This is a genomic window from Lentzea sp. NEAU-D7, assembly GCF_026242055.1.
Lineage (GTDB): Bacteria > Actinomycetota > Actinomycetes > Mycobacteriales > Pseudonocardiaceae > Lentzea.
The window spans coordinates 167,030-190,719 of record NZ_JAPJDL010000006.1 but is presented as its reverse complement, the minus strand read 5'-3'; the positions used below and the strand labels follow the sequence as shown (position 1 = coordinate 190,719).

The 23,690-nt window shown below is 70.1% G+C and carries 22 protein-coding genes and 1 tRNA gene; 5 read left to right on the top strand and 18 right to left on the bottom strand.

The window, feature by feature from the left end:
* Nucleotides 1-5 precede the first annotated feature (5 nt).
* On the top strand, nucleotides 6-1,166 hold the full coding sequence (locus ORI60_RS15035; RefSeq protein WP_266037838.1) for a lactate 2-monooxygenase: 1,161 nt from the start codon (nucleotides 6-8) through the stop codon (nucleotides 1,164-1,166).
* Between the two features lie 50 nt (nucleotides 1,167-1,216).
* Here ORI60_RS15035 and ORI60_RS15030 read toward each other — a convergent pair whose 3' ends face one another.
* From ORI60_RS15030 to ORI60_RS15015, 4 genes are read right to left on the bottom strand one after another with little or no spacing between them, the layout of a single operon-like run.
* A complete protein-coding gene (locus ORI60_RS15030; protein ID WP_266037837.1) occupies nucleotides 1,217-1,996 on the bottom strand; it encodes an ESX secretion-associated protein EspG in 780 nt (259 codons plus the stop codon).
* A gap of 9 nt (nucleotides 1,997-2,005) precedes the next feature.
* Nucleotides 2,006-3,343: a PPE domain-containing protein gene (locus ORI60_RS15025; protein WP_266037836.1), complete on the bottom strand. Its 1,338-nt coding sequence runs from the start codon at nucleotides 3,341-3,343 to the stop codon at nucleotides 2,006-2,008.
* 4 nt (nucleotides 3,344-3,347) lie between these two features.
* Nucleotides 3,348-3,923, bottom strand: a complete 576-nt coding sequence (locus tag ORI60_RS15020; RefSeq protein ID WP_266037835.1) for a DUF3558 domain-containing protein — start codon at nucleotides 3,921-3,923, stop codon at nucleotides 3,348-3,350.
* A gap of 15 nt (nucleotides 3,924-3,938) precedes the next feature.
* The gene (locus ORI60_RS15015) at nucleotides 3,939-4,349 is read right to left on the bottom strand and encodes a hypothetical protein (protein ID WP_266037834.1); all 411 of its coding nucleotides are present in this window, start codon (nucleotides 4,347-4,349) and stop codon (nucleotides 3,939-3,941) included.
* 148 nt (nucleotides 4,350-4,497) lie between these two features.
* On the opposite strand from ORI60_RS15015, the gene ORI60_RS15010 reads away from it, so the two are divergent.
* Nucleotides 4,498-5,325, top strand: a complete 828-nt coding sequence (locus ORI60_RS15010; RefSeq protein WP_266037833.1) for a hypothetical protein — start codon at nucleotides 4,498-4,500, stop codon at nucleotides 5,323-5,325.
* On the opposite strand, the gene ORI60_RS15005 is transcribed toward ORI60_RS15010, so the two are convergent.
* The 4 genes from ORI60_RS15005 to ORI60_RS14990 all read right to left on the bottom strand — a co-directional run bounded on the left by ORI60_RS15005 (nucleotide 5,307) and on the right by ORI60_RS14990 (nucleotide 9,278).
* On the bottom strand, nucleotides 5,307-5,948 hold the full coding sequence (locus ORI60_RS15005; protein ID WP_266037831.1) for a helix-turn-helix domain-containing protein: 642 nt from the start codon (nucleotides 5,946-5,948) through the stop codon (nucleotides 5,307-5,309). The two genes, ORI60_RS15010 and ORI60_RS15005, sit on opposite strands and share 19 nt — an antisense overlap.
* A gap of 68 nt (nucleotides 5,949-6,016) precedes the next feature.
* A tRNA-Val gene (locus tag ORI60_RS15000) sits at nucleotides 6,017-6,088 on the bottom strand.
* Nucleotides 6,089-6,142: 54 nt separating this feature from the next.
* On the bottom strand, nucleotides 6,143-7,522 hold the full coding sequence (locus ORI60_RS14995) for a carbohydrate-binding protein (RefSeq protein ID WP_266037830.1): 1,380 nt from the start codon (nucleotides 7,520-7,522) through the stop codon (nucleotides 6,143-6,145).
* Between the two features lie 112 nt (nucleotides 7,523-7,634).
* Nucleotides 7,635-9,278, bottom strand: a complete 1,644-nt coding sequence (locus ORI60_RS14990; RefSeq protein WP_266037829.1) for a bifunctional 3'-5' exonuclease/DNA polymerase — start codon at nucleotides 9,276-9,278, stop codon at nucleotides 7,635-7,637.
* A 178-nt stretch (nucleotides 9,279-9,456) separates the two neighbouring features.
* Here ORI60_RS14990 and ORI60_RS14985 point away from each other — a divergent pair, with 178 nt between their 5' ends.
* Nucleotides 9,457-11,871 (top strand): hypothetical protein, encoded by a 2,415-nt coding sequence (locus ORI60_RS14985; RefSeq protein WP_266037828.1) that lies wholly within the window; start codon nucleotides 9,457-9,459, stop codon nucleotides 11,869-11,871.
* Here the strand turns inward: ORI60_RS14985 and ORI60_RS14980 are convergent.
* Together ORI60_RS14980 and pruA are read right to left on the bottom strand one after the other, a co-directional pair.
* Nucleotides 11,858-12,781 carry a proline dehydrogenase family protein gene (locus ORI60_RS14980; RefSeq protein WP_266037827.1) on the bottom strand — a complete coding sequence of 308 codons (924 nt, stop codon included), beginning with the start codon at nucleotides 12,779-12,781 and terminating at the stop codon, nucleotides 11,858-11,860. The two genes, ORI60_RS14985 and ORI60_RS14980, sit on opposite strands and share 14 nt — an antisense overlap.
* A 91-nt stretch (nucleotides 12,782-12,872) precedes the next feature.
* Nucleotides 12,873-14,498: an L-glutamate gamma-semialdehyde dehydrogenase gene (gene pruA / locus ORI60_RS14975; protein ID WP_266037826.1), complete on the bottom strand. Its 1,626-nt coding sequence runs from the start codon at nucleotides 14,496-14,498 to the stop codon at nucleotides 12,873-12,875.
* A gap of 110 nt (nucleotides 14,499-14,608) precedes the next feature.
* On the opposite strand from pruA, the gene ORI60_RS14970 reads away from it, so the two are divergent.
* A complete protein-coding gene (locus ORI60_RS14970; protein WP_266037824.1) occupies nucleotides 14,609-16,117 on the top strand; it encodes a PucR family transcriptional regulator in 1,509 nt (502 codons plus the stop codon).
* On the opposite strand, the gene ORI60_RS14965 is transcribed toward ORI60_RS14970, so the two are convergent.
* From ORI60_RS14965 to ORI60_RS14930, 8 genes are read right to left on the bottom strand one after another with little or no spacing between them, the layout of a single operon-like run.
* Nucleotides 16,099-16,716 carry a YidC/Oxa1 family membrane protein insertase gene (locus tag ORI60_RS14965; RefSeq protein WP_266037822.1) on the bottom strand — a complete coding sequence of 206 codons (618 nt, stop codon included), beginning with the start codon at nucleotides 16,714-16,716 and terminating at the stop codon, nucleotides 16,099-16,101. The genes ORI60_RS14970 and ORI60_RS14965 overlap by 19 nt on opposite strands.
* A gap of 39 nt (nucleotides 16,717-16,755) precedes the next feature.
* On the bottom strand, nucleotides 16,756-17,040 hold the full coding sequence (locus tag ORI60_RS14960; RefSeq protein WP_266037821.1) for a DUF6412 domain-containing protein: 285 nt from the start codon (nucleotides 17,038-17,040) through the stop codon (nucleotides 16,756-16,758).
* Between the two features lie 10 nt (nucleotides 17,041-17,050).
* On the bottom strand, nucleotides 17,051-17,773 hold the full coding sequence (locus ORI60_RS14955; protein WP_266037820.1) for a hypothetical protein: 723 nt from the start codon (nucleotides 17,771-17,773) through the stop codon (nucleotides 17,051-17,053).
* Nucleotides 17,770-18,315: an RNA polymerase sigma factor gene (locus tag ORI60_RS14950; RefSeq protein ID WP_266037819.1), complete on the bottom strand. Its 546-nt coding sequence runs from the start codon at nucleotides 18,313-18,315 to the stop codon at nucleotides 17,770-17,772. Before ORI60_RS14950 ends, ORI60_RS14955 begins: the two co-directional genes overlap by 4 nt.
* Nucleotides 18,316-18,361: 46 nt before the next feature.
* The gene (locus ORI60_RS14945) at nucleotides 18,362-18,949 is read right to left on the bottom strand and encodes a uridine kinase (protein WP_266038025.1); all 588 of its coding nucleotides are present in this window, start codon (nucleotides 18,947-18,949) and stop codon (nucleotides 18,362-18,364) included.
* Nucleotides 18,946-19,488: a DUF402 domain-containing protein gene (locus ORI60_RS14940; protein WP_266037818.1), complete on the bottom strand. Its 543-nt coding sequence runs from the start codon at nucleotides 19,486-19,488 to the stop codon at nucleotides 18,946-18,948. The genes ORI60_RS14945 and ORI60_RS14940 overlap by 4 nt, the downstream gene beginning before the upstream one ends.
* A complete protein-coding gene (locus ORI60_RS14935; RefSeq protein WP_266037817.1) occupies nucleotides 19,466-20,740 on the bottom strand; it encodes an FAD-dependent oxidoreductase in 1,275 nt (424 codons plus the stop codon). The genes ORI60_RS14940 and ORI60_RS14935 overlap by 23 nt, the downstream gene beginning before the upstream one ends.
* A 59-nt stretch (nucleotides 20,741-20,799) precedes the next feature.
* Nucleotides 20,800-22,155, bottom strand: a complete 1,356-nt coding sequence (locus ORI60_RS14930) for a GAF domain-containing protein (protein ID WP_266037816.1) — start codon at nucleotides 22,153-22,155, stop codon at nucleotides 20,800-20,802.
* Between the two features lie 197 nt (nucleotides 22,156-22,352).
* On the opposite strand from ORI60_RS14930, the gene ORI60_RS14925 reads away from it, so the two are divergent.
* A complete protein-coding gene (locus ORI60_RS14925) occupies nucleotides 22,353-23,690 on the top strand; it encodes an aldehyde dehydrogenase family protein (protein WP_266037815.1) in 1,338 nt (445 codons plus the stop codon).

Here is a 23,690-nt window from a genome sequence, read left to right as displayed (position 1 = left end):
GCGGCATGACCTCCTTCGCCGCGTACCAGAACGAGATCTACCTGCAGGGGCTCGGTGGCGCCGTGCCGCCGTTCACCACCGATCCCGACGCGCTGGAGCAGTCCGCGCGCGACAGGCTGGGACCGGGCCCGTTCTGGTACGTGGCGGGAGGTGCGGGGTCGGGCGCCACCGTGCGGGCGAACCGCGAGGCGTTCGACCGCGTGCGGATCGTGCCGCGGATGCTGACCAACGCGACCGAGCGGCATCTGGGTGTGTCGGTGCTCGGCACTGAGCTGCCCGCGCCGGTGATGCTCGCACCCGTTGGCGTGCAGTCGATCCTGCATCCGGACGGCGAGCTGGCGACCGCGCGGGCCGCCGCCGAGCTCGGCGTGCCGATGGTGTTGTCGACCGCCTCCTCGCACACCATCGAGGAGGTGGCCGAGGCGTCCGGCGACGGGCCGCGCTGGTACCAGCTCTACTGGCCGAACGACCCCGACGTGTGCGCGTCGCTGCTGGACCGGGCGCGCAAGGCCGGTTACACGGCGCTGGTCGTCACCTTGGACACGTGGACGCTGGCGTGGCGGCCGCACGACCTGGACCAGGCCTATCTGCCGTTCCTGCGCGCGGTCGGCACGGCGATCCCGTTCAGCGACCCGGTTTTCCGCGCCGGGCTGGAGAAGTCGCCCGAGGAGGACCTGCCGATGGCGATCCTGCGCTGGGTGCAGCTGTTCACCGGCACCGACAAGTCGTGGGAGCAGCTGGCGTTCCTGCGCGAGCACTGGGACGGGCCGATCGTCCTGAAAGGAATCCAGCACCCCGACGACGCCCGCAAGGCCGTCGAGTGCGGAATGGACGGTGTTGTCGTCTCCAACCACGGTGGCCGTCAGGTCGACGGGGCTGTCGGGTCGCTGGACGTGCTGCCCGCCGTCGTCGAGGCGGTGGGGGAGCAGATCGACGTGCTGTTCGACTCCGGCATCCGCACCGGCGCCGACATCGTGAAGGCGCTGGCGCTGGGGGCGAAGGCCGTGATGGTCGGACGGCCCTTCGCCTACGGGCTGGCGCACGGCGGACAGGTCGGCGTGCGGCACGTGCTGCGCAGCCTGCTCGCGGACTTCGACCTGACGCTCGGGCTGTCCGGGCACCGCAGCCCGGCCGACCTGGGCCCGGACGCGCTGCGGTTTTCCTGAACGACGAAGGCCGGGTCGCAGCGGCTGCGACCCGGCCTTCGCGTGTCCTCTTACGGCATCGTCGCGGTCATCCGCGTCAGCGTGCCGAAGTCGGCCGGCTGCACCCGCAGCCAGCCGTCGCTCTTGGCCGCGAGGTACCGCCCGCTCGGCGTGTCGATGTACGTCAGCGGGTTGATGCAGCGCTGCTTGCGGCCCAGGTGATCGCGCTTGGCCGAGAAGACCTGACCGCCACCGGTGCGCGGCTGGCTCATGATCTCGTTGAGCTGCGCGACGAGCTGGTCGTTCGGCGTGCTCGTCGGCCTGCTCTGCTGCAGGAACGAGCCGGTGTCCTCGTAGGACGGCTGCCGCTTCTTCTGCAGCGCCTCCTCGGGCAGCGTGATCGGGTTGCCCCGGCCCGCCGGCGTGGGCGGCAGAGCGCCGATCAACGCCTGCGGAGCCTCGTCCGCCCGCACCGGCTCGAGCACGAACTGCTGGTCCGGCGTGAGCAGGATCCGCAGCGCGTCCTGGCCGTTCGACACGACCAGCACGCTCTGCTGAGGGCCGTCCTTCAGGCTGAAGAACGCCCAGTACTCCACGCCGGCCTCGACCACGAGCCGCAGCGCGTTGGTCAGATCCGGGTGGATCTGACCGCCACGCGCGAGCCCGTACTGCTCGAGCTGCGCCCACGCCGACCGCTGCAACCGTTCGAGCTCGCTCACGTCACCCGACTCGAGGAGTCCCTCGTCGAAGTCGACCTGGGCCAGCAGTGCACGGTGCAGCGTCGGCAGGCCCGCGGCCTGCCACGCCTGGTAAAGCGCCGTGACAGGGATGGCGACCCTGCTCCGCAGCACGTTTCCCCCTTATCCGCCGATGACCGGCGGAGCGACCATCGTTCCGTCGCCGAAGATGTCTTCGGTCTCCTGCAGGTACGACGCGGACTTGTGCTCCGAGTCCTCCGCGCCTTCACCACGAGCGCCACCGGCGCCCATACCTCCGGCACCCATGCCCGCCGCACCACCACGACCGGCAGCACCCGCGGCACCCGCGCCGGCAGGCCCGAAGCCGCCGGCACCACCACCGGGACCACCGGCGACACCGGCCGCGCCACCGAAGCCGCCGCCCATGCCGCCAGGTCCACCCATGCCCTTGGCCGCCGCGGCACCACCGAGGCCACCACCACCGGGCCCGCCGAGACCGCCACCGCCGCCGCCACCACGACCGCCGCCGGCACCACCACCGGCACCACCGCCGCCGGGGCCGTTGAGCCCACCGGGACGGTTGCGCGGGTTGTTGGGGTCGAGCGGGCCACCGGGCCTGCGCGGGTTGTTCGGGTCGAGCGGACCGCCGGGCCTGCGCGGGTCGTTCGGGTTGTAGATGCCGTCCGGCGGCACGGTCGGAACGCCGATGTCGGGCCGCGGGCGGCCGATGTCGGTGGGCGGCGGGGGAGTGAACTTGGGGTCGTTCACGCCGGACGTGCCGGTGTCGTCGCCACCGCCGGAGCTCGGCGGCTTCCAGCCGGACAGGTTGGTGCCCCCGTCCCCGCCACCGCTGCGGTCACCACTGCCGGGCGGGGGGTTGCTGCCGATCGGCGGCGGGTTCTTGCCGTTGGAACCGACCTCGTCGATCCGGTGGTCGCCGCCTGTTCCCTCTTGAACGCTTCCCTCCGTGGCGGTGGGCGCGATGAACGTCGGCTGGTTGTTCATGGTCGCGTTGACAGCACCGGCGTACTGGTTGAACGCCCGGATGTTCTGCTCGCTGACCTGCTGGTTCTTCTCGACTGCCTGGTCGTAGTCGGTGTCCCAGGGCGCCAGGTCGTTCAGGAACGGCTTGTCCGGCACGGCCGGCGGCTTGGACATCGAGTTCGCGGCGTTGACGTACGCCTCGCCGACGGTGTCCGCGTTGGTACCCGCCTGCGTGGCCGAGTCGCCGGTGACGGTTGCCCAGGTGGCGAGCGGTGAAGTCCCGCCCCGGGCCGCGTCACCCGCGGAGCCTTCCCAGGCTGCACCGGAGTCGCGCACGGCCTTCTCGATCAGCTGAGCGACGTCTCCGTGACCGCTCGAGAGATCACGCCATGCCTGAGACGTGATCGCGGTGCTCTGACTCGGACCGCTGCCGGCCTGGAACCACTTGTAGATCGTTTCGCCGCCCGCGAAGGGGAGCAACGCGAAACCGCCGATGTTCGGCTCATCCCCAGCCATCCCGCTACCCCTTCAGGTTCGTGATGATCAGTTGTGCGACCCGTTCCGTCTCCGGGCAGGGCTTCTTGGTCCCTCGTTCGTCCGAGGCGGTGGAAATCTGCACCGTGACCGAATCGGTCTTGGAAGCCTGGATCGAGGTCAAGCAGTACATCGACGCGTCGGTTCCGTCCGTGGAGATGACTCGCACGCCGTCGATCGTCTTGTCCACGAAGACCCCGTTCTTCTTGGAGTTCTCGTTCATCGCGTCGAAGTCCTTGCCGGTGGTCACCGAGATCTCGTACGTCGAGTTCTTGATGGGGTCCTGACCGTCCCAGGTGCAGTTGGGACCAAGTGCGGACGTGCCGGGTTCCGCCGTGCGCACCGCACCGAGCGTCGAGATCTGGCTGGCGGTGAGGATGCTGCACGGTGCGCTGACGAACTTGGCGATGTCGAGTTTCGGGCCCGATGCCTCGCTGGTGGGCTGGCTGCTCGTCTGCTCGCCACCGGTCGGCGGAGCCGTGGTCGGGTTTCCACCGGTCTGGTTGCCAGTGCACCCCGCCAGCGCAACGAACGCGAGCACAGCGGTCAGCAGGGCGGTCATGCGCTTCAAGGTCTGTCAGCCCTTCATCGCGGACTTCGCCGCATCGTCGGTGGCCTGGTACTCGGAGAGGGCCTTCTCGATGTTCTTGATGGTCTGTTCCAGGGCTTTCTGGGCCTCCTGGTTCGCCCAGAGATAACCACCGGGTTCGGCGCCAGCGGTTCTGCGCATCGCGAGGGTCGCGATGCCGCTGTACGGGTCAGGGCCCGGAGCACCTGCGCGCGAGATTCCTTCGCTCGTCCTCCGCAGGCTCATGAGTTCCTCAAGTGCCTGCTTGAGGCCGTCGATCATCTTTTGGGCCTGCTCCGGTTCGACGCTGAACTTCGCGACTCCAGCACCACCCGCGCCTGCTGCCGCACCGGCGGCGGCGCCGGCGGCCGCCCCCATCGCCGCAGCTTTGATCGGAACGAGTGCGTCGAACATCAGCATCCTGGCCAGCTCCCCTCAGAACTCCACACCCCTGTTGGAGGATTTTCGCATAGGACCGGTTCCCGGTGGAGCCGATCGAATCAGCTGATCAGGTCACATGGCCGATTCGTTCAAGACCCGGCACCGCGACCGGCCTAGGTTCGGGGACATGATCGAGCAAGCGAGGACCTTCCTCTGGCACAACGCCCGCACGCTGGAACAGCGCTGGTTCGAGCACGCCTTCTTCGGCGGGAGGGCCGAGCACGTGGTGCAGGCGGTGCTGGCCTACCGCAACGACGACGGCGGGTACGGCTTCGGGCTCGAACCCGACCACCGCGGTCCCACCAGCCAGCCGCTGCACGCCCTGCGCGCGCTCCAGATGTTCGGCGAGGCCGGCGCCCCCGAGCATGCTGAATCGATCCTGGCCTGGCTGACCGCTACCTGCCCGGACGGCAGCGTGCCGTTCGGCATGTCCACCTCCAAGGACCACCCCAAGGCGCCGTGGGTCGCCGCCGACGACCAGGGTGGGTTGCTCCTGACCGCCCAGATCGCCGCCGCCCTCCACGCGCTCGGGGTGGCGGACCCGTGGCTCGACAAGGCCACCGGCTACTGCTGGCAGGAGATCGAGAAGCTGGAGAACACCCACCCGTACGAGCTGCGGGCCGCGGTGATGTTCCTCGACGAGGTGCCGGACCGGGCCCGCGCCGAACTGGCCGCCGAGAAGCTCAGGCACCTCAAGCCGAGCACCGAGGGCTACGCCGACGGCGAAGGCTTGGAGCTGCACATCTACGCGTCGAAACCGACAAGCCTCGCCCGCGCCTGGTTCACCGACGAAGAGTTCGGCGAGGACCTCGACGCACTGCAGAAAGGTCAGCAGGCCGACGGCGGCTGGAACTTCGGCTTTCCAGCCTTCACGCCGATCGTGGACTTCGAATGGCGTTCCATCGCCACGGTCGACGCGCTGCTGACCCTGCGCCGCTACGGCCGGATCAGCTGACCCAGCGGCACGCCGGCCAGCGCGCGCACTTCGCGGGCCAGGTGTGCCTGGTCCGCGTAACCCGCTTCGAACGCCACGGCCGAGAACGGCACGCCCTTCCAGGCCAGCCGCAGCGCCGCGTCGAAGCGCAGCACCCGTTGCAGCACCTTGGGCGGGTAGCCGAACGCGTCCAGGCACCGCCGCCGCAGTTGACGTGCGCTCAGCCCGATCTCCCACGCGACGGTGCCGACGTCGCCGGACCGCAGCAACGACGCGGTGGCGGCCAGAGCGGGATCCACGACCACCCGCGAAGCGCAGAACGACACCATGTCCGAGAAGGAGTCGAGCCGGGCCGAGGGCACTAGTTCGGACAACGGCACCCGCAGGTCGCGGATCGCGTGCGCGGGCACCCCGAACACCGACGGGAACGCACCCGGCGGCAGCCGCACGCCGTACAACGTGCCGGGAGCGACCGTGGCGAGTTGAGCGGAAGTGTCCGGACCGGCCACGAACAGCGCGCCGGACGCGGGTGTCCACATCAGGTCCGTGCACCCGTCCGGCACCACGCGCTGCACGGTCGGTGACGACACCGTGCGCGTCCAGAGGCAGGCCAGACCCGCGGGAGCGGGACGTTCGGCGTACACGAGCCGACCGTACCTGCTCGGCGGCAACAGAAAACGGGCCCGGTCACGTGACCGGGCCCGTTCTCGAGTGGACGATACTGGGATTGAACCAGTGACCCCTACCGTGTCAAGGTAGTGCTCTCCCGCTGAGCTAATCATCCGCGCGTTGCGGATGCCATCTTAGCGGACGGGCTCAGCGGGTCGCGAACCCAGGGTCAGGTTCCGAACTTCACCCAGTTCAAGCTGACGTAAGGCGCGGGCTGGCCGCTGTTGAACGTCACGTACACGTCGTGGGTGCCCGAGATGTTCGAGATGTTCGCGGGGATGGTTCTCCACGCGTCCCAGCCACCCGTGTTGCCCACCGCGAACGATCCGACCGGCGTGGCCGTGCGCGACCCGAGCCGCACCTCGACCAGACCGCTCACGCCGCCTCCCGCTCCGGAGGCCACGCGGGCGTAGAACTGCCGGGCGGGTCCGGTGCCGAAGTTGACGCCGGAGAACTTCACGTAACCGCCGTTCGCGATCTGGTGCACGCCCGTGCCGCCGTCACCGGGTGCCACCGAGCCGCCGGACCGCTCGGAAGCGTTCTCCGCCTGCAGCTCGCTGTACGCGGAACCCCCGCCGCCGGGGTTCGACGTCGTGGTCGTGGTGGTGGTAGTCGGGGTGGTGCCGCCAGCCGAGTAGACGGCCACGTAGTCCACGACCATCGAGTGCCCGGACTGGGTGGCCGCGACAGGGGTCGGCTGGTTGTTGTTCAGCGCGTTCGGGAACGCGCCGCCCATCGCGAGGTTGAGCAGGATGAAGTGCCCCGCGTGCGACGTCATCGCGTTCCAGACGTTGACGCCGACACGAGCCTGCGTCACCTGGTGGAAGGCCTGGCCGTCGACGAACCACGTGAACGTCTTCGCGGCGTCGTCCCACTCGAAGCGGTAGGTGTGGAAGGCGGACTGGCAGGACGCGCCGGGGCACGTCCGCGAGTTGCCGATGCCGGTGAACTCGCCGCAGGCACCGCCGGGAGCGACGTCGCAGTGCAGCACGCCCCAGACGGAGTTGATGCCGTTGACGTTCTCCATGATGTCGAACTCGCCGATGCCCGGCCAGTTCCAGTAGTTGCCGCGGTACGGAGCGCCGAGCGTCCAGAACGCGGGCCAGTAGCCCAGGGCTGCCTCGCCCGTGACGTTCGGCATCTGGATGCGGCCCTCGATGGCGAGCTTCCCGCCGGCCGCCGGCTTGAAGTTCGAGCGCTGGGTCTCGATGCGCGCCGACGTCCAGTTGCCCCCGCCGTCCTTCAGGGCGGTGATGCGCAGGTTGCCGTTGCCGTCGAGCTTGAGGTTGTTCGTGCTGTTCGTGTAGTTCTGGATCTCGCCCGTACCCCAGTTGGCAGGTCCGCCGGGGTAACCGTGGCCGGTGTCGATGATCCAGTTGGCGCTCGACGGCAGCGATCCGTTCGAACCGTTGAAGTCGTCACCCCACACCTGCGTCCATCCCGCGGCAGGGGGTGGGATAGCAGCGTTGGCGGACATGGCGACGATCGCCAGGGGTACCGCGGCAATAAGAGCTGTCGTGGCCGCGAATATGCGGCGGCGTTGCCTCATGCGCGAGTGACCTCCTTGTCACGGGTGCAGTCCATTTATGAGAGCGCTCTCACGGTGTAAGAGCAATCGCCCGTTCGGACCAACGACTCGGGGCGGACCGTCTCGATTGGACTTACTTCGCGTCGGCGTAGCAGGTCACCGGCACCGCGTTCATCGGGAAGCGCACCGATGTCTCGCCGAACAGCAGCCGGGTCGCATCGCGCCCGGCCGCGGCGATCGCCTCGACCACGGCGTCGGCGTCGGAGCGGGGGCAGTGCACGAGCACCTCGTCGTGCTGGAAGAACACGAGGTGCGCGTCGGCGGGGAGTCTGGTGCGCAGCACGCCCAGCAACGCCGCCGTCCAGTCCGCCGCGCTGCCCTGCACCACGAAGTTGCGGGTGAACCGCCCCCAGTTGCGCGCCGCCTGCCGCGAGGAGCTCGACGACTCCCCGGAGTCGTCGGCGCCCCCGGTCAGCTCCTGCCACGCCGCGGACGGCGCCGGCGACGTGCGGCCCAGCCGCGTGCGCACCATCCGGCCCTGCTCGCCCGCCCTGGCGGCGTCCTCCACGTACCCGACCGCGATCGGGAACCTCTTGCGCAGCACGGCGAGCAGCGGACCGGCCTCACCGGACGTGCCGCCGTACATCGCCGACAACATCGCGATCTTCGCGCGTGACCGCTCGCCCTTGAACGAGTCCGCCGCCAGCGCCGCGTAGAGGTCGTCGTCCCCGCAGACCTCGGTCAGCCGCGGATCCCCTGACAGGGCAGCGAGAATGCGCGGTTCGAGCTGCGACGCGTCCGCCGCGACGAGGCACCAGCCGTCGTCGGCGATCACCGCCTGCCGCATCAGCCGCGGGATCTGCAGGGCCGCTCCGCCCCGCGACGCCCAGCGTCCGGTGACGACGCCACCCACGACGTAGTCCGGCCGGAACCGCCCGTCCTCGACCCACGTGTCGAGCCACGACCAGCCGTGCGCCACCCACAGCCGTGCGCGCTCTTTGTAGTCCAGCAACGGTTTCACCGCGGGGTGGTCGATCTTCTTCAGCACCCACCGCCGCGCGGAGGGCACCTCGATGCCCGCGCGCGCGAACGCCCGGACGATGCTGGCCGGGGCGTCCGGGTTCATCTCCCGCCCGCCGAACGCCTCCTGGATCTCGTTCGCCAGGTCCTGCAACAACTTCGGCCGCTGGCCGGGCGCTGGGCGCGGCCCGAGGACCTCCTCCAGCAACCGGGTGTGCACGTCCTCCCGCCACGGCAACCCGTGGTGCGTCATCTCCGCGGCCACCAGCGCCGACGCCGACTCCGCCGCGATCAGCAGACCCAGTGCCGGGTTCCGCTGCTGGGCGCGGAAAACCAGCGACAACGCGTCCAGCGGATCGGTGTCGCCCGGCAGCACCACCGGATCCGGCCCGAACAACGTCAGCGCGTCGTCCTTCTTCGGCGGCCCGGAGTCGGCCGGCGCGGGCAGCCCGAGCACCCGCGCCAACGCCCCGGCGAGCTCCTTCGGCTCGCGGTGCCTGCCCTCCGCGCCGAGCAGCAACGCCTCGGTCAGGTGCAGGTCCCAGCACCGGTCGACCCGCACCCCGGCGGCGAGCAGCACGGGGTAGACCTCGGACGTGTCGGCCCAGACCCAGCGCGGTCTGTGGGCGCGCTCCAGCGACGCGACGGCGGCGGCCGGCGACGAAGCCGTCATCGCGGGACCCGCCGGAGTCCCGTCGTCGTGCAGCTTCTGCCACCGGCCGGCGCCGTCGGCGTCGATGACGAGGGCGACCAGCACGTTCCCGATTGTGCCGGGGAGGTCCGACAATTTCAGTCCAGGGTGAAACCGGCGCCATCACGCGTAGCTGTTGGACCTTCTCCAAGCCAGTAGACATTGAGGTGAAGGAAGAACGGGAAAAGGCCACGATGGTGTGGTCTTCCTACCCCTCGGCTGACCAGCGACCGACTATGTGACGGTGGACCGAGCACTCAGCGTTGCCGCATTGCTGGATCCCACCCAGCAGGTGGTCCCCTTTCACGGCAGAGAATCCGAGCTGCACACGCTCACGCTCTGGCGCGACAGCCCCGTGCCACAGGCGTCACTGCTGCTGCACGCCCCCGCGGGCGCCGGCAAGACCAGGCTGCTCCAGCAGTTCCGGCAGGAGTGCTGGGACGACGCCGCGCACGGCAGGCTGCTGGTCATCGACGACGCCGACCGGCTCCGCTGGCAGGACGTCTTCCTGCTGCTGCAGGACACGCTGCGGCACGGACCGTCGCGCACGCGGGTGCTGCTCGCGGCGAGGACCACGGGCTGGTGGTGGTCCTCCACCCGCCAGCGGATCGCGGACTTCGACCACGAGGTCATGGCCGTCGAGCTCGACGCGACGCTCGACGACCGCGAGGAGTCGTTCACCCTCGCCTGCCAGCACTTCGCCAAGGAGCTCGACGTCACGGCGCCGGACGAGCCACCGCCCAACATCGCCCAGGAGACGGTCCTCGACCTGCACATGGCCGCGCTGACCGCGGTGCACGGCGATCCGTGCGACGTGAACCGCACCCAGCTCGTCCGGCAGCTCCTCAAGCGCGACACCGGCCGCAAGACCGGCCGCATCGCCGAGGACTACCTGGCGGTCGCCACCCCGGACACCCCGGACCCGGACCTGCTGGCGCGCGCCGCCCACCGCTGGCCGGCGCTGAGGCCCCGGCTGGACGAGCTCGTCGCGGACAACCCGAAGATCGTGCGCGACATGGCCCGCGACAGCCTCCGCATCGCCGCGGAGATCGGGTCCGCCGCCACCGCGGAGGCCATCGCCCGCGAGGTCTTCCGCGACGAGCGGTTCGCCACCGACGCGATCCCGTCGATCCTCACCCGCAGGCTGCTCGACCGCGCCGACGGCGTCCTCGACCGCGCCGAGATGTACGGGATGCTCAGTGCCCGCACGATGCTGTGCGGTCTGCGCCAGGAGTCCGTCGAGGCCTCCCAGGCCGAGGTCGAGTGCTACCGCGAGCTCGTGGCGCAGGACCGGGAGAACCGGCCGCTGCTCGCGGACGCGCTGGGGGACCTGGGGCTCAGGCTGATCAACGCCCAGCGCCACGACGAGGTGCTGGCCGTCTCCGAGGAGGCGATCGACCTCTGGCGCGAGATCGCGGAGGACGACCCGGAGACCATCCCGCAGCTCGCGTCCGCGCTGGAGCAGATCAGCTACCGCTACCAGACGCTCGGCCGCGACGAGGACGCGATGACCGCCATCAGCCGCGCCACGCTGCTCTTCCAGGAGCTCGCGCGCAACAACCCGGCGCTCTTCCGCGCCGACTTCGCCAGGGTCGCCGCCGCGATGGCCCGCCGCTTCCACTTCGAGGGCAACAGGCAGCACGCGGCCGACTCGATGCAGCTCTCCCTCGCGAACTGGAGGGTGGTCGCGCAGGAGGACCCGCGCTTCGAGCCCGAGCTCGCCCGCAACCTCGTCACGGCCGGTGCCATGTTCCTGGACCTGGACAGGGCCGAGGCCGCGAGCGAGACGCTGAAGGAGGCCGTGGACCTGTTCCGCCGCCTCGCCGTCGCCCACCCCGAGACGTTCGGCACCGAGCTCGCCGACGCGCTGACGCGGCGCAGCCAGGCGTTGCTGGAGCAGGCAGACGACATCGATGCCGCGCTCACCGCCCGCGAGGCCGTCATGCTCTGGCGTGAGACCGGGGACCGCAAGGGCCTGGCCGCCGCACTGCTCAACGTCGCCAAGGTCGTGGGCGACGCCGGCGCGGCCGAGGAGGCCGTCGAGGTGTACCGGGACCTGGTCACCGAGGACCTCGTCTCCAACCAGGCGGGTCTCGTGATCGCGCTCGCGACGCTGGTGGAGCAGCAGCTCCTGCACGGCCAGGACGGTGAGGCGATGACCACGGCCGACGAGTGCCTCGACCTCTGCCGGCGCCTGCCGTCCCAGCTCGTCGAGTTCTTCGGCGCGAAACTGGCGCCACCGCTGCAGAACACGGCCCGCGCGCTGTCCGAATCGGACCACCACGTCCGCGCGGTGGGGATGTCGGAGTTCACGGTCGAGGTCTGCCGGGCGCTGCGGCCGCGGACGGCGCCCACGGTCTACCTCTCGGCCCTCCAGCGGCACGTGTGCAGACTCCGTGCCGCGGAACGGAAGGAAGAGGCGCGCAACACCGCGCACATCGCGGTCGTGCTGTGGCACCTGGCCGGGCTCGATCTCGACCTGAGCGCCGACTACGCCGACGCGGTCACGATCTACGGCCGGCTGTGCGCCGAGACGGGGTACGAGACGGAGAAAGCACTCCGGCTCACCCGCCGCGCGGTCGAGATCCTGCGCGCGGTGGGTGAGCCGGTGAAGCTGCGGTTCGCCCTGGAGACGGCCGAGGAGCTCAGCTCCTGGTGAGCAGCGACCGGGCGAAGAACGCCACGTTGGCCGGACGCTCCGCGAGGCGGCGCATGAAGTAGCCGTACCACTCGTCGCCGTACGGCAGGTACACGCGCATGCGGTTGCCCTCGGCGGCGATGCGGCGCTGCTCCTCGGGCCGGATGCCGTACAGCATCTGGAACTCGTAGGAGTCCTTGGCGCGCGCGGACGCCAGGTCGGCGGCGATCGCGATCAGGCGCGGGTCGTGCGAGGCCACCATCGGGTAGCCCTCACCCTCCATGAGGATCTTCAGGCAGCGCACGTACGACAGGTCGACGTCGTGCTTGTCCTGGTACGCAACGGAAGCGGGCTCCTGGTACGCGCCCTTGCACAGCCGCACGCGCGAACCGGCGTGCGCCAGGTCGCGGCAGTCCTGCTCGGTGCGCTTCAGGTACGCCTGCAGCACCGCGCCCACCCACGGGAAGTCCACCCGCAGCTCACGCAGGATGCCCAGCGTGGAGTCCGTGGTGGTGTGGTCCTCCATGTCCAGCGTCACGGTCGTGCCGACGACGGCGGCCGCCGTGCAGATGCGCCGCGCGTTCTCCAGCGCGATCTTCTCGCCGTCGATCGCCAGCGACTGGCCGACGGCCGACAGCTTGACCGACACCTCGGCGCCCTCGGTCAGCCCCTGCGACTCCAGCCTCGACAGCAGCGTCAGGTACGCCTCGACGGTGGCGTTGGCCTGCGACTCCTCGAAGGTGTCCTCACCGAGGTGGTCGAGCGTGACCAGGCGACCGTCACCGAGCACCTCGGCGGTCGCGCGGATCGCGGAGGAGACGTCGGCGCCGGCGACGAACCGCTCGACGACGGGCCGGGTCAGCGGCGTCGACTCGACGAGCTTGCGGGCACCCGCGCTGCGGGACGCCAGGAGGAGGCTGGAGCGCAACATAGGTTCACGTCCTCGGGGTGTGAGAGGTGAGGGGAACGTCGATGTGCTTGTGGCTCAACGACGTTCCCCCCACTTCAGGAGGGCTTGGGTATCAGCCCTGGTGCGGGTGGAGGTGGGAGGTGGGCGCCGCGAAGGTCTCCTTGATGGAGCGCGGGCTGACCCAGCGGAGCAGGTTGTGGACCGACCCCGCCTTGTCGTTCGTGCCGGACGCGCGACCGCCGCCGAACGGCTGCTGGCCCACGACGGCACCGGTGGGCTTGTCGTTGACGTAGAAGTTGCCGGCGGCGAACCGCAGCTCCTCCTGCGCGTGCGCCACGGCGGCGCGGTCACGCGAGATGATCGAGCCGGTCAGACCGTAGGGCGCCGCGCTCTCCATCTGCTTGAGCACGGTCAGGTAGTCCGCGTCCTCGAACACGTGGATCGCGAGCACCGGGCCGAAGAACTCGGTGGTGAACACGGAGTTCGTGGGATCGGAACCCAGCAGCACGGTCGGCCGGACGAAGAAGCCGTCGCTGTCGTCCGCGGTGCCACCGGCGGCGATCTCCAGCGACGAGTCCGCGCGGGCGGCCTGCAGCACGCCCGACAGCTTGTCGAACGAACGGCGGTCGATCACCGCGCCACCGAAGTTCGAGAAGTCGGTGACGTCGCCGTAGGTCAGGGCGTCGACCTCGGCCAGGAACTGGTCGGAGATCTTGTTCCACACCGAGCGCGGCACGTAGGCGCGGGACGCGGCGGAGCACTTCTGGCCCTGGTACTCGAAAGCACCGCGGATCAGGGCGACGCGCAGCACGTCCGGGTCAGCCGACGGGTGCGCGAGGATGAAGTCCTTGCCGCCGGTCTCGCCGACGATGCGCGGGTACGAGCGGTAGTTCGCGATGTTCGAGCCGACCTGCGCCCACAGCTTCTGGAACGTCGCGGTGGAGCCGGTGAAGTGGATGCCCGCGAGGTCGGGGGAGTTCAGCGCCACCTCGGACACCGCGAGGCCGTCACCGGGCAGCAGGTTGATGACGCCGGGCGGCATGCCCGCCTCTTCCAGCAGCCGCATGGTGAGGTGCGCGGCGAACGACTGCGTGGGCGACGGCTTCCACAGCACCACGTTGCCCATCAGCGCGGGGGCGGTCGGCAGGTTGCCGGCGATGGCGGTGAAGTTGAACGGCGTGATCGCGTAGACGAAGCCCTCGAGCGGGCGGTGGTCGGTGCGGTTCCACACGCCGGGGGAGGAGATCGGCTGCTCGGCCAGCAGGTTGCGGGCGAACTGCACGTTGAAGCGCCAGAAGTCGATCAGCTCGCAGGCCGAGTCGATCTCCGCCTGGATCGCGGTCTTCGACTGGCCGAGCATCGTCGCGGCGTTCAGCGTCTGGCGCCACGGGCCGGCGAGCAGGTCGGCGGCGCGCAGGATGATCGCGGCGCGGTCGTCGAACGACATCGCGCGCCACGCCGGAGCGGCCTCGCGGGCGGCCCGCAGCGCGTCGGTCGTGTCCTGCTGGGTCGCGCCGGCCAGCGTGCCGAGGACCGAGCGGTGGTTGTGCGGCTGGACGACGTCGAACCGCTCGCCGCCACCCATGCGCTGCTCGCCACCGATGGTCAGCGTCAGGTCGAGCGGCTCCTTCTGCAGCTCGACCAGCTTGGCCTGCAGCTCAGCGCGCTCCGGGGTACCGGGGGCGTACTGCAGGACCGGCTCGTTGACCGGGGCGGGAACCTGGGTGACCGCGTCCACTCGCAACTCCTTATGGGCTTGTTCGGTACGCACACCGTAAGTCCGCGTGACCTGGCCTCGGTTGTGTAACAGGCCAAGATTCACCAGGTCAGATGTACGATCGAACAGCCATGAGCCTCCGCCACATCCTGATCGCCCTCGGTGATCCACTGGTCGAACTGCAGGTCGCGCCGCGCGGCCTGGAGGTCGACGTGCGCGATGTCGTGATCATGGACCCGGACGACCCGCCGGACGTGGCTCAAGGTGACCTCGCGCTGGTCATCGGCGCACGTGGCCGGGCCGCATTGCCGCTGATCAGGGCGGCAGGCCGAGCGAAAGCAGCCGCGGTCGCCGTCAAGGAGTCGTCCAAGGCTCTCGAACAGGCCGCCGTGGACGCCGGCGTGGCGTTGCTCGAAGTCAGGCCCGAGGTCCGCTGGGGCCACCTGGAGTCGCTCGCCAAGGGCGTCCTCACGACCACGACCGACGACGGCGAGGTCCTCGGCGACCTGTTCGCGCTCGCGCAAACGATTGCCACCCTGACCGGCGGCATCGTCAGCATCGAGGACACGGCGAGCCGCGTGCTCGCGTACTCGCGCTCGTCCGACGAGGTCGACGAGCTGCGCCGGCTGTCGATCCTCGGCCGCCAGGGCCCCGAGCCGTACCTGAAGATGCTGCGCGAGTGGGGCGTCTACAACCTCCTGCGCTCGGGCGAGGAGGTCGTCCGCATCGACGAACGTCCTGAGCTGGGCATCCGCCGGCGCATCGCCGTCGGCATCCACGCGGGCCAGCAGCCGCTGGGCACGATCTGGGTGCAGGAGGGCGACCAGCCGCTGACCGAGCAGGCCGAACGAGCCCTGCTCGGCGCCGCCCGCGTCACGGCACCGCACCTCATCCAGCAGCGCAACCAGCCCACGTCGCGGTTCCGCGAGAACCTCCTCGCCGCCCTGCTCACCGGCCGCATGGACGCCGCCACCGTCGCCGGTCAGATCGGCGCCGACCCGGGAAAACCCGCTGCGGTCGTGGTGTTCGCGGTGCGCAGCGCCGAGGGCGACCGCAGCGAACACGAGCTCCGCCGAGCCGAGATGACCGGCCTGATCTCCGTGCACGCGGCCGCGTACCGGCGCAGCGCGCTGGTCAGCGAGTCCGGCGGCCGCACCTACGTCCTGCTACCGGACCTCGCCCCGAACGCCCAGCTCCTGAGCCTGACCAGGGAGATCGTCACCACCGCGCGCCGCCACCTGCACACGGCGGTCCAGGCGGCGGTCGGTTCCACGGTGTCCACGCTGGACGACGCGCAGATCTCCCGCCAGGAGGCCGAACGCGTGCTGGACGCGATGGCCCGCGACCTCGACGCCGAGGTGGCGACGCTCGCCGACGTCCGCTCGCAGGTGCTGGTGAGCGAGATCCTGGCCCTGCTCCAGGACAACCCGCGCATCCGGGACCCGCGGATCGACGCGCTGGACCCGGAGCTCGCGAAGTCGTTGCTGGCCTACCTCGACGCGCTGGGCGACGTGCGCGCTGCCGCGGACCGGCTGCACGTGCACCCGAACACCCTGCGGTACCGGCTCAAGCGGATCGACCTCGACCTGGACGACCCGCTCGTCCGGCTCATCGCCCAGCTTCAGCTCAGGATGCGGTAGAGCAGCGCCCGTTCCGCGATCGTCCACGTCGTCGTGGTGAGCAGGTACAACCCGGCGGCCAGCGGCAGGTACGCGGCCACCAGGATCGTCCCGAACGGCAGCACCTTGACCAGCCCGGTCATGAACCCCGGCGCGGGCGTGGTGGTCATCCGCGACTGCTGCCACCTCGCGGTCAGGTAGGCGACCACGGCGAGCAGCCCGAACAGCACGAAGAACACCCACGCGAAGCCGGACGTGAAGTGCGTGCCGAGCGAGACGCCGAACAACGTGCCCTCCAGCAACGGGTTCGGCGTCGTCACCACCTGGTAGACGACCATGAAGAACGGGACCGTCGCGAGCATCGGCAGCATGCCCGCGAACATCGACACACCGTTGCGCTTGTAGACCTTCTGCGACTCCTCGGAGAACCGCACCAGGTCCTTGCCGTACTTCTTCTGCAGCTTCTGGATCTCGGGTGCGAGCTCGGCCTTGGCCTTCTCGCCGCGCACGGCCGCGCGGTAGAAGGGGTGCAGCGCGAGCCGCACGACGATCGTGAACAGAACGATGGCGAGCGCGGGCATGCCGAAGCTCGCCAGGGCAGCGCCCAGGTCAGCGAACAAGGGGGTTTCTCCGTCTTGAGTTGGGATGTGCGGGACGTGTCAGAACGTCCGGCATCCCGGTGCTCGGGGACGGGACCTGCCTGCGGCATCAGGGTTTCGCAGCCGCAGCTGTGCCGTCCGCTGGGCTCGTTCGCGGATCGAGAGCGATCGCGCCGGCGCCACCGACAGCGGCACCAGCGCGACGACCACGATCAGCGCGAGGGCGAGCGCGGTCACGGCCGCGACGACCTCGGTCGGAGACGAGAACAGCGTGAAGGCGTAGAGGGCGGGCAGGAAGAGCGCGAGCACGAGCATCGCCCGCTGCTTGGTCTCCGGCCGCCACATGCCTTGCAGACTACCTGTGCTTGACGGGAATTGGGGCGGTCTGCAGGACAACGCCTGTTTCGTCGGAGAGCCTGACGTCCTTCGGCTTGCCCAGGCTCGGCCACCAGGCCAGGACCCGGCCGTTGCCGATGGTCGCGGTCACCTGCAGCCCGTCCTCGGTGCTGATGACCACCTTGCCGACCGCACGGCTCACCCTTCCGGTCAGGACGGTCATGGCGTTGCGACCATCCACGTCGTACATGCCCACGGACGGGGCGAAGTCGGCGAACAGCCTGTCGCCGAGCGGTTCCTGGTCCTGGAGGTTCCCGCGCCCGTTCGTGCCGACGCCCGTCGGTGTCCGCAGGCACAGCATCTCGGACTGCGGACCGATGTACTGCACCATCGTCATGTCTGCGCGCTGGTCGACGACGGCCACGTCCCGGGGCGCCGGCCAGTCCGGCCCGTTCACCCCCCGTTCGGCGTCGTGCCGGTCGAGCGTCCTCCCGCAGTCCGCGAACACGGGTCCCAGGTCGCCGGGCGCTCTGGGTTCGGCGGTCCACGCCGCGGAGGCGTCCTGGTTCGTCGGGGTCCACAGCACCAGCGTCACGGCGACGGCGGCCACGAGGGCCGTCGCGGGCACCGTGAAGCGCCACCAGCGGCGGGACGGCTTCTGGCTGATCTCGTTCAGCAGCGCGTGCTTGCGGACCTGGAGCCGCATCGGGTCGAGCTGCGGGATGTCCGGGGTGATGTTCACAGCGCCTCCTCCACCAGTGCGCCGCGCACGGTGCGTTGCGCGCGAGCGAGCCGGGACTTCACCGTGCCGACCGGGATGCCGAGCACCTGGGCGATCTGCGCCTGGCTCAGGCCCGACCAGGCGGACATCTCCAGCACCTCCCGGTCTCCGGCCGGGAGCTTCTCCAGCTCCGCGATCACCGCACGCGTCCTCGCCTCCGCGTCCACCCGCCGCGCCACGTCGTCGGCGTGGTCGTCGTCGGCGTGCTGCGGCGCGACCTTGCCCAGAGCGGCCCTGTACCGCGTGCGGGCGCGCTGGTGGTTGCGGGTGACGCCGAGCGCGACGGTGTAGAGCCACGGCAGCAACGACTCCCCGACCGTCACGGACGTGCGCTTGCGCCAGGTCTCCATGAACACCACGGACACCAGGTCCTCGGCGACCGCCCACGTACCGGTGCGGCGCAGGCAGTACGCGAACACGGCTTGGGCGTGGCGTTCGAACAGCATCCCGAACGCCTCGCTCACGCCGGCCCGGACCTGCCCCCAGAGTTCTTCGTCGGTCACGGACCCTCCTCTCTGTCCCGCCTATGTCCGCGGCGGGCAGAGCGGTTCACGACTCGACCAGACCCGGCCGTTCGGGGTGGTCGTAGCGCACGAAGAGGTCGGCCACCGGGTCGTAGTCGTCGAACGCGGGCAGCGTCCACTCCTCGGTGGTCTTGCGCTTCAGCGCGCCGGGGGAGAGCCACAGGTGCACGGTGAGCTCGGCCGGCAGCCACCGGTCGAGCATGAGCGTGCCGTCCACGAGCACGACGCCGTTCTCCGGCAGGTCGACGTACTCGGCGCGGCTGGCGCGATCCGTGGTGGCGTTCCACAGCGACGGCAGCACCCTGCCGTCCACCGCCGGGTCGAGGACCTCGCGCTGCAGCCCCTTGTAGTCGAACCAGTCGTGCCGGTACGAGTACGAGTCGGTGCGGCCGTGCTCGAGCCGCACGGAGGCCGGGCGCAGGAAGTCCTGAAGGGACACTCGCTGCACCGCGCGACCCATGGCGCGCAACGGTTCCACGACGGCGTCCGCGAGCCTGCCGGGTTCGGCGGCGGGTGCGCCGTCGATCAGCACGCGCACCCGCCCGTCGATCCCCGACACCTGGCCGGCGATCTCGCCGACGAGCGTGCCGAACGTGAGCGGCCGGACCTTCACGGGTGCCAGTCCGCCCAGGCCGTGTCCCACCAGATCTCGCCGGACGCCAGCATCTTCTCGATCTTGAGCCCCTCGGCCCTGATCGCCTCGGCCTCGGCGGCGGAGTACTTGCCCGACGCGACCTGCTCCTCGAACTCGTCGAGGTCGCGCTGCTCCCACGTGCCGTCCGGCGCCAGGGTGTAGTCCAGCGCGTGGTCGAGGGTCTCGAACCCGTCCTCGACGCGGCGGTAGGGCGCCTGCAGGTTCAGGTAGTAGTTGCCGAACACCCGGTCGTCGCCCTTCCAGAACAGGTCGACGGAGTAGGCGTCCTGCGGGCGGTGCAGCATGAGCTTGCCGTGACCGCGCCAGAAGCCGCGTTCGGGCTTGTCCCACGGGTGCGGGTGGTGGTGGTCGGGGTAGGTGAGCCGGGTGCCCGGTTCGACGAACACCGCGAGCAGCCCCGGCTCGTCCGCGACCACCCTGGTCGGCATCTCCGACCAGACCTTGCCGTGCAGCACCTCACGCCGCACCACGACCTCACCGGGCGTGAACAACCTCATGGTCAGAACTTACGTGATCACGCTCCGCCGCGTCCTCGGCCAGCATCCTCCGCTTGAGCACGGGCACGGCGTTGGTGACGCGCAGGAACGTCCGCGAGAACGCCGCCACGACCGGTCCGATCACGGGCTTGTGGACCAGGCTGGTGCCGTCCATCATCTCGCGCGACGCCTCCACGGCCTCGAAGCCGTACTCGATCATCTCCCGCTCGTACTCGCCGATCGCCCGCACGGCGTCCTCGCCCGCGCGGGCCTCGACGAGCTTGCGGCACAGCAGTTCCGCGTCCCGCAGCGCCGTGTTCGCGCCGATGCCGCGGCCGGGCGTCATCAGGTGCACCGAGTCGCCGATCAACGTGACGTTGCTCGGCTGCCACGGCCGCAGCCGTTCGGACGTGCGGACCCTGATCGGGAACACGGTCTCCGGGACGGCCAGTGCGAACAGCTTGCGCAGGTTCGGGTGGAACTTCGGGGTCAGGTTCAGCACGACCTGCTTGAGCTCCGCCGGGCTCATGCCCGTCATGTCCGGGAACTTCTCGTGCGAGGCCGCGTAACCCCACATGATGTAGTCGTCCTCGACGCCGGTGCCGTCGAAGCGCATCACGTGGATGATCACGAACTCGCCGTGCGGCCCGAACAGCAACGTGATGCCGCCGTCGGCCAGCGGGGGCAGCAGCTTCGCGTTCTCGTCGGTCAGCGGCAGCTTGCCCGCGATCGACGTGATGCCGGTGTCGACCACTTTCGCGTCCGGCAGGTACTGCCTGCGCACCCTGGACTGCGCGCCGTCCGCGCCCACCAGCACGTCCCCGGTCTCGGACGTGCCGTCGTCGAAGAACGCGGTGACGGTGCCGTCGTCGTTCTGGGTGAAGTGCGTGAACGTCTTGTCGAACCGGACGACGTCGTCCAGGCCGCCGAGCAACGCCGTGCGCATCGCGATCCGGCTGACCGACTTCTCGCTGCGGGTGTCGTCGCGGTCGGTGTCGATGTCGCCGACCAGCAGTTCCTTGTACTTCTCCGTCCGCATGACTATGCGCCGCGGTGGCCGGGCGGTGGTGCGGACGAACTCGGCGAAGACCTCCGGCGGCAGGCAGCTGTGCAGCGCTTTGCTGCCGTCCGGGCTGATCCCGACGCGGTAGCCGATCAACATGCTGCGCGGCGTGCGGTCGCGTTCGAACAGCGCCACGTCCACACCGGCCTTCTTCAGCCCGTGCGCCAGGCACAGGCCACCGGTCCCCGCTCCGATGATGAGTACACGCACGAAAACTCCCCCTCGCCAAGTGTCTTAGCAAGGAAGATATTCAGTTCCTGAGAGTCTTGTCAATCGTCCTGACTGAGTCTCCGGAGTCGTGCGGTGGCGATGGCGAACCTGACGTCGTCCGGCGGCAGCAGCTTGACCAGCTGTTCCAGCGCCTCGACGTCGTGTTCGCCGGAGTCGGTCTGGGTGAACGTCCACAGCGCGTTCGCGTCGCCGCGCTGCAGGACCGCCTTGCGCACCCCGGTCGCCAGGTCGTCCCGTTCTGCCAGGACGACGGGTGCCTCGGAGCGGCGCAGCAGCGAGCCGCGGTACCTGCTCGCGGCCAGCGGCACGTCGCCCGCCTTGAGGGCGGCCCGCACCGCCAGGAAGTCGGTCTCGACATCGGCGGTGAGCCGGTACGGCCTGGTCGCGAGGACGTCCGGGCCCAGCTGCGCCCGCAGCCGGTGCAGCTCGGCGCGCACGGTCGTGGGGTTGCCTCGTTCGCCGTAGAGGCGCAACGCGAGCTGGCCGGCCGTCAGCCTGCCCTGCAGCGTCAGCGCCGCCAGGATCTCCGCGTGCCGCAACGAGATCGGGACCTCGCGGCCGTCCAGCACGACCTTGGGCTCCGGCAGCAGGAACGACAGCGACAGGACGCTGCGCCGCACGTGCCGTTGCCGGGGAACGCGCAGCAGGTAGCCGTGGGCGAGCGGCTCCAGCACGGCCTCGCGGCCGTCCGGGAGCTGAACCCGGTCCGCGGAGACGTCGACGCGCGAGGGCAGCAGGCCGTACGGTTCGACGGCCACGACCCGGCCGGTCGGGCTGAGCAACGCGCCGGGCTCGCCGCGCAACGCGATCAGGTGGCGCATGTTGCGCGCCCGCAGCTCCTCGTCCTGCGCGTGCATCCGGGATAGCATCTCCGACTCGGCGAGGCGGGCGGACGCCGAGACCAGCGCCACCATCGAGGGATGCACCGTCTCGATCGGGCCACTGAGGTCGACGACCCCGATCGTGGTCCCCGTGTCGGGGTCGCGGATCGGGCTCGCCGCGCAGGTCCAGTGGTGGTAGGTCCGCACGAGGTGCTCGGCCGAGTGGACCGTGACGGGGGAGTTCACCGCGAGCGCGGTGCCCATTCCGTTCGTCCCGGCGGCACCCTCCGACCAGAGCGTTCCCTCCGCCAGGCCGACGTCCTCGGCGCTGCCGCGGGTGTCCTTGGAGCCCTCGCACCACAGGATGTGGCCCTGGGCGTCCGCGACGATCATGATGTGCTTCGCCTCTTCCGCGAAGCCCAGCAACGTCTCGCGCAACAGCGGCAGCGTCGGGTGCAGCGGATGCCGTTCGCGCAGGTCGGAAAGCTCGTCGGCGGCGAACACGGTCGGCGCGGTGTGCAGGTCGGGATCGACGTTGGCGGCGAGTGACCGTTGCCACGACGCGGAAATCACCGAGCGTGGCAAATCAACCGTGTGGGTACCACTCAACACGGCTTCTCTGACTCGACTCAGCAACAGTGCGTGTTGCCCGGGTTCGTGGCTCACTGATCCATCCACGGCTTGCAACGAGCATGCAACGTTCTGCTGCCTACTTTCTCATTTTCCCCAACCCAGGCATCGAGTGGGCCATCTCTGGCAGGGAGTCGAGAATGACGCAGTACGCGGCGCCGGGGCAGCCCGGCAGCGTGGTCGCGTACCGAGCGAGGTACGACCACTTCATCGGCGGCGACTACGTGTCACCCGTGACCGGTGAGTACGTCGAGAACGTCACTCCGGTGACCGGAGACGTCTTCACCGAGGTCGCCCGCGGCACCGACGCCGACCGCGCCCGTGCGATGCACGCGGCCAGTGGCGCCGCACGCGCGTGGGGGAGCACCACGCCCCGAGAGCGCGCCACCGTGCTGGGCGAGATCGCGGACCGCATCGAGGAACACGCCACCGAACTCGCCGTCGCCGAGACGTGGGACAACGGCAAGCCGGTCCGCGAGGCCCTGGTCGCCGACCTCCCGATGCTGATCGAGCTGTTCCGCCAGTACGCCGCACTCGTCCGCGCCGAGGTGGGCGAGGTCGAGCAGGTCGGCCGCGGCACCTTCGACTACCGCTCGTTCCAGCCGATCGGCGTCGTGCACGAGCGCGTCTCGTGGACGTTCCCGTTGATGAACGCCTGCCGCGTCCTCGCACCCGCGCTGGCCGCCGGCAACGCCGTGGTGCTGGAGCCCGCGCTGCAGACCCCGGCGTCGATCCACGTGCTGCTGGGCGTGATCGCCGACCTGCTGCCGCCCGGTGTCGTCAACGTCGTCACCGGCTCCGACGACCACCCCGTCGTCGCCGGCCGCTGCCCGAACATCTTCTTCTCCGACGTCCTGGCCCGGCGCGACGGCTTCCTGGACAAGGCGCTGGAGGGCTTCGCGATGTTCGCGGCCAACCAGGGCCAGGTCTCCACGGCCCCGTCGCGCGCGTTGATCCAGACCGCCGTCTACGAGGAGTTCCTGCACCTCGCGACGGTCCGGACGGAGGCGTTGCGCTCGGGCGACCCGCTCGACACGGACACCATGGTCGGCGCTGTCGTGAGTCTTGCGCAGCGCGATCGAGTTCTTGCGTACGTGGAGCGCGGCAAGGCCGAGGGCGCCCGCCTGGTGACCGGCGGCGAGGCCTCAGGGCACTTCGTGCAGCCCACGATCTTCGAGGGAGACCACCGTTCGGGCGTGTTCTCCGACGACGTGCTCGGCCCTGTCGTGTCGGTGACCAGGTTCGACGACCGCGACGACGCCCTGAAGATCGCCAACGAGGCCGTCGCCCAGCTCGGCGCCGGCATCTGGTGCCGCGACGTCGCGCTCGCGCACAACGTCGGCCAGGACCTGCGCGCCGAACGGGTGTGGGTCAACAACTACCACGCGTACCCGGCGAACACCGCCGTGCTCGCCGAGTACCGCCGTGTGAAGCACCTGCTGGTCAGCTACTCGGATCGAGGGCAGGGCTACTTCTGA

Bases quoted from the DNA above. Each gene is read 5' to 3' on its own strand.
- ORI60_RS14925 (WP_266037815.1), top strand. From the start codon at position 22,353: ATGACGCAGTACGCGGCGCCGGGGCAGCCCGGCAGCGTGGTCGCGTAC.
- ORI60_RS14970 (WP_266037824.1), top strand. From the start codon at position 14,609: ATGAGCCTCCGCCACATCCTGATCGCCCTCGGTGATCCACTGGTCGAA.
- ORI60_RS14960 (WP_266037821.1), bottom strand. From the start codon at position 17,040: ATGTGGCGGCCGGAGACCAAGCAGCGGGCGATGCTCGTGCTCGCGCTC.
- ORI60_RS14995 (WP_266037830.1), bottom strand. From the start codon at position 7,522: ATGAGGCAACGCCGCCGCATATTCGCGGCCACGACAGCTCTTATTGCC.
- ORI60_RS15035 (WP_266037838.1), top strand. From the start codon at position 6: ATGACCTCCTTCGCCGCGTACCAGAACGAGATCTACCTGCAGGGGCTC.
- ORI60_RS14940 (WP_266037818.1), bottom strand. From the start codon at position 19,488: ATGAGGTTGTTCACGCCCGGTGAGGTCGTGGTGCGGCGTGAGGTGCTG.
- ORI60_RS15015 (WP_266037834.1), bottom strand. From the start codon at position 4,349: ATGCTGATGTTCGACGCACTCGTTCCGATCAAAGCTGCGGCGATGGGG.
- ORI60_RS15025 (WP_266037836.1), bottom strand. From the start codon at position 3,343: ATGGCTGGGGATGAGCCGAACATCGGCGGTTTCGCGTTGCTCCCCTTC.
- ORI60_RS15020 (WP_266037835.1), bottom strand. From the start codon at position 3,923: ATGACCGCCCTGCTGACCGCTGTGCTCGCGTTCGTTGCGCTGGCGGGG.
- ORI60_RS15010 (WP_266037833.1), top strand. From the start codon at position 4,498: ATGATCGAGCAAGCGAGGACCTTCCTCTGGCACAACGCCCGCACGCTG.
- ORI60_RS14980 (WP_266037827.1), bottom strand. From the start codon at position 12,781: ATGTTGCGCTCCAGCCTCCTCCTGGCGTCCCGCAGCGCGGGTGCCCGC.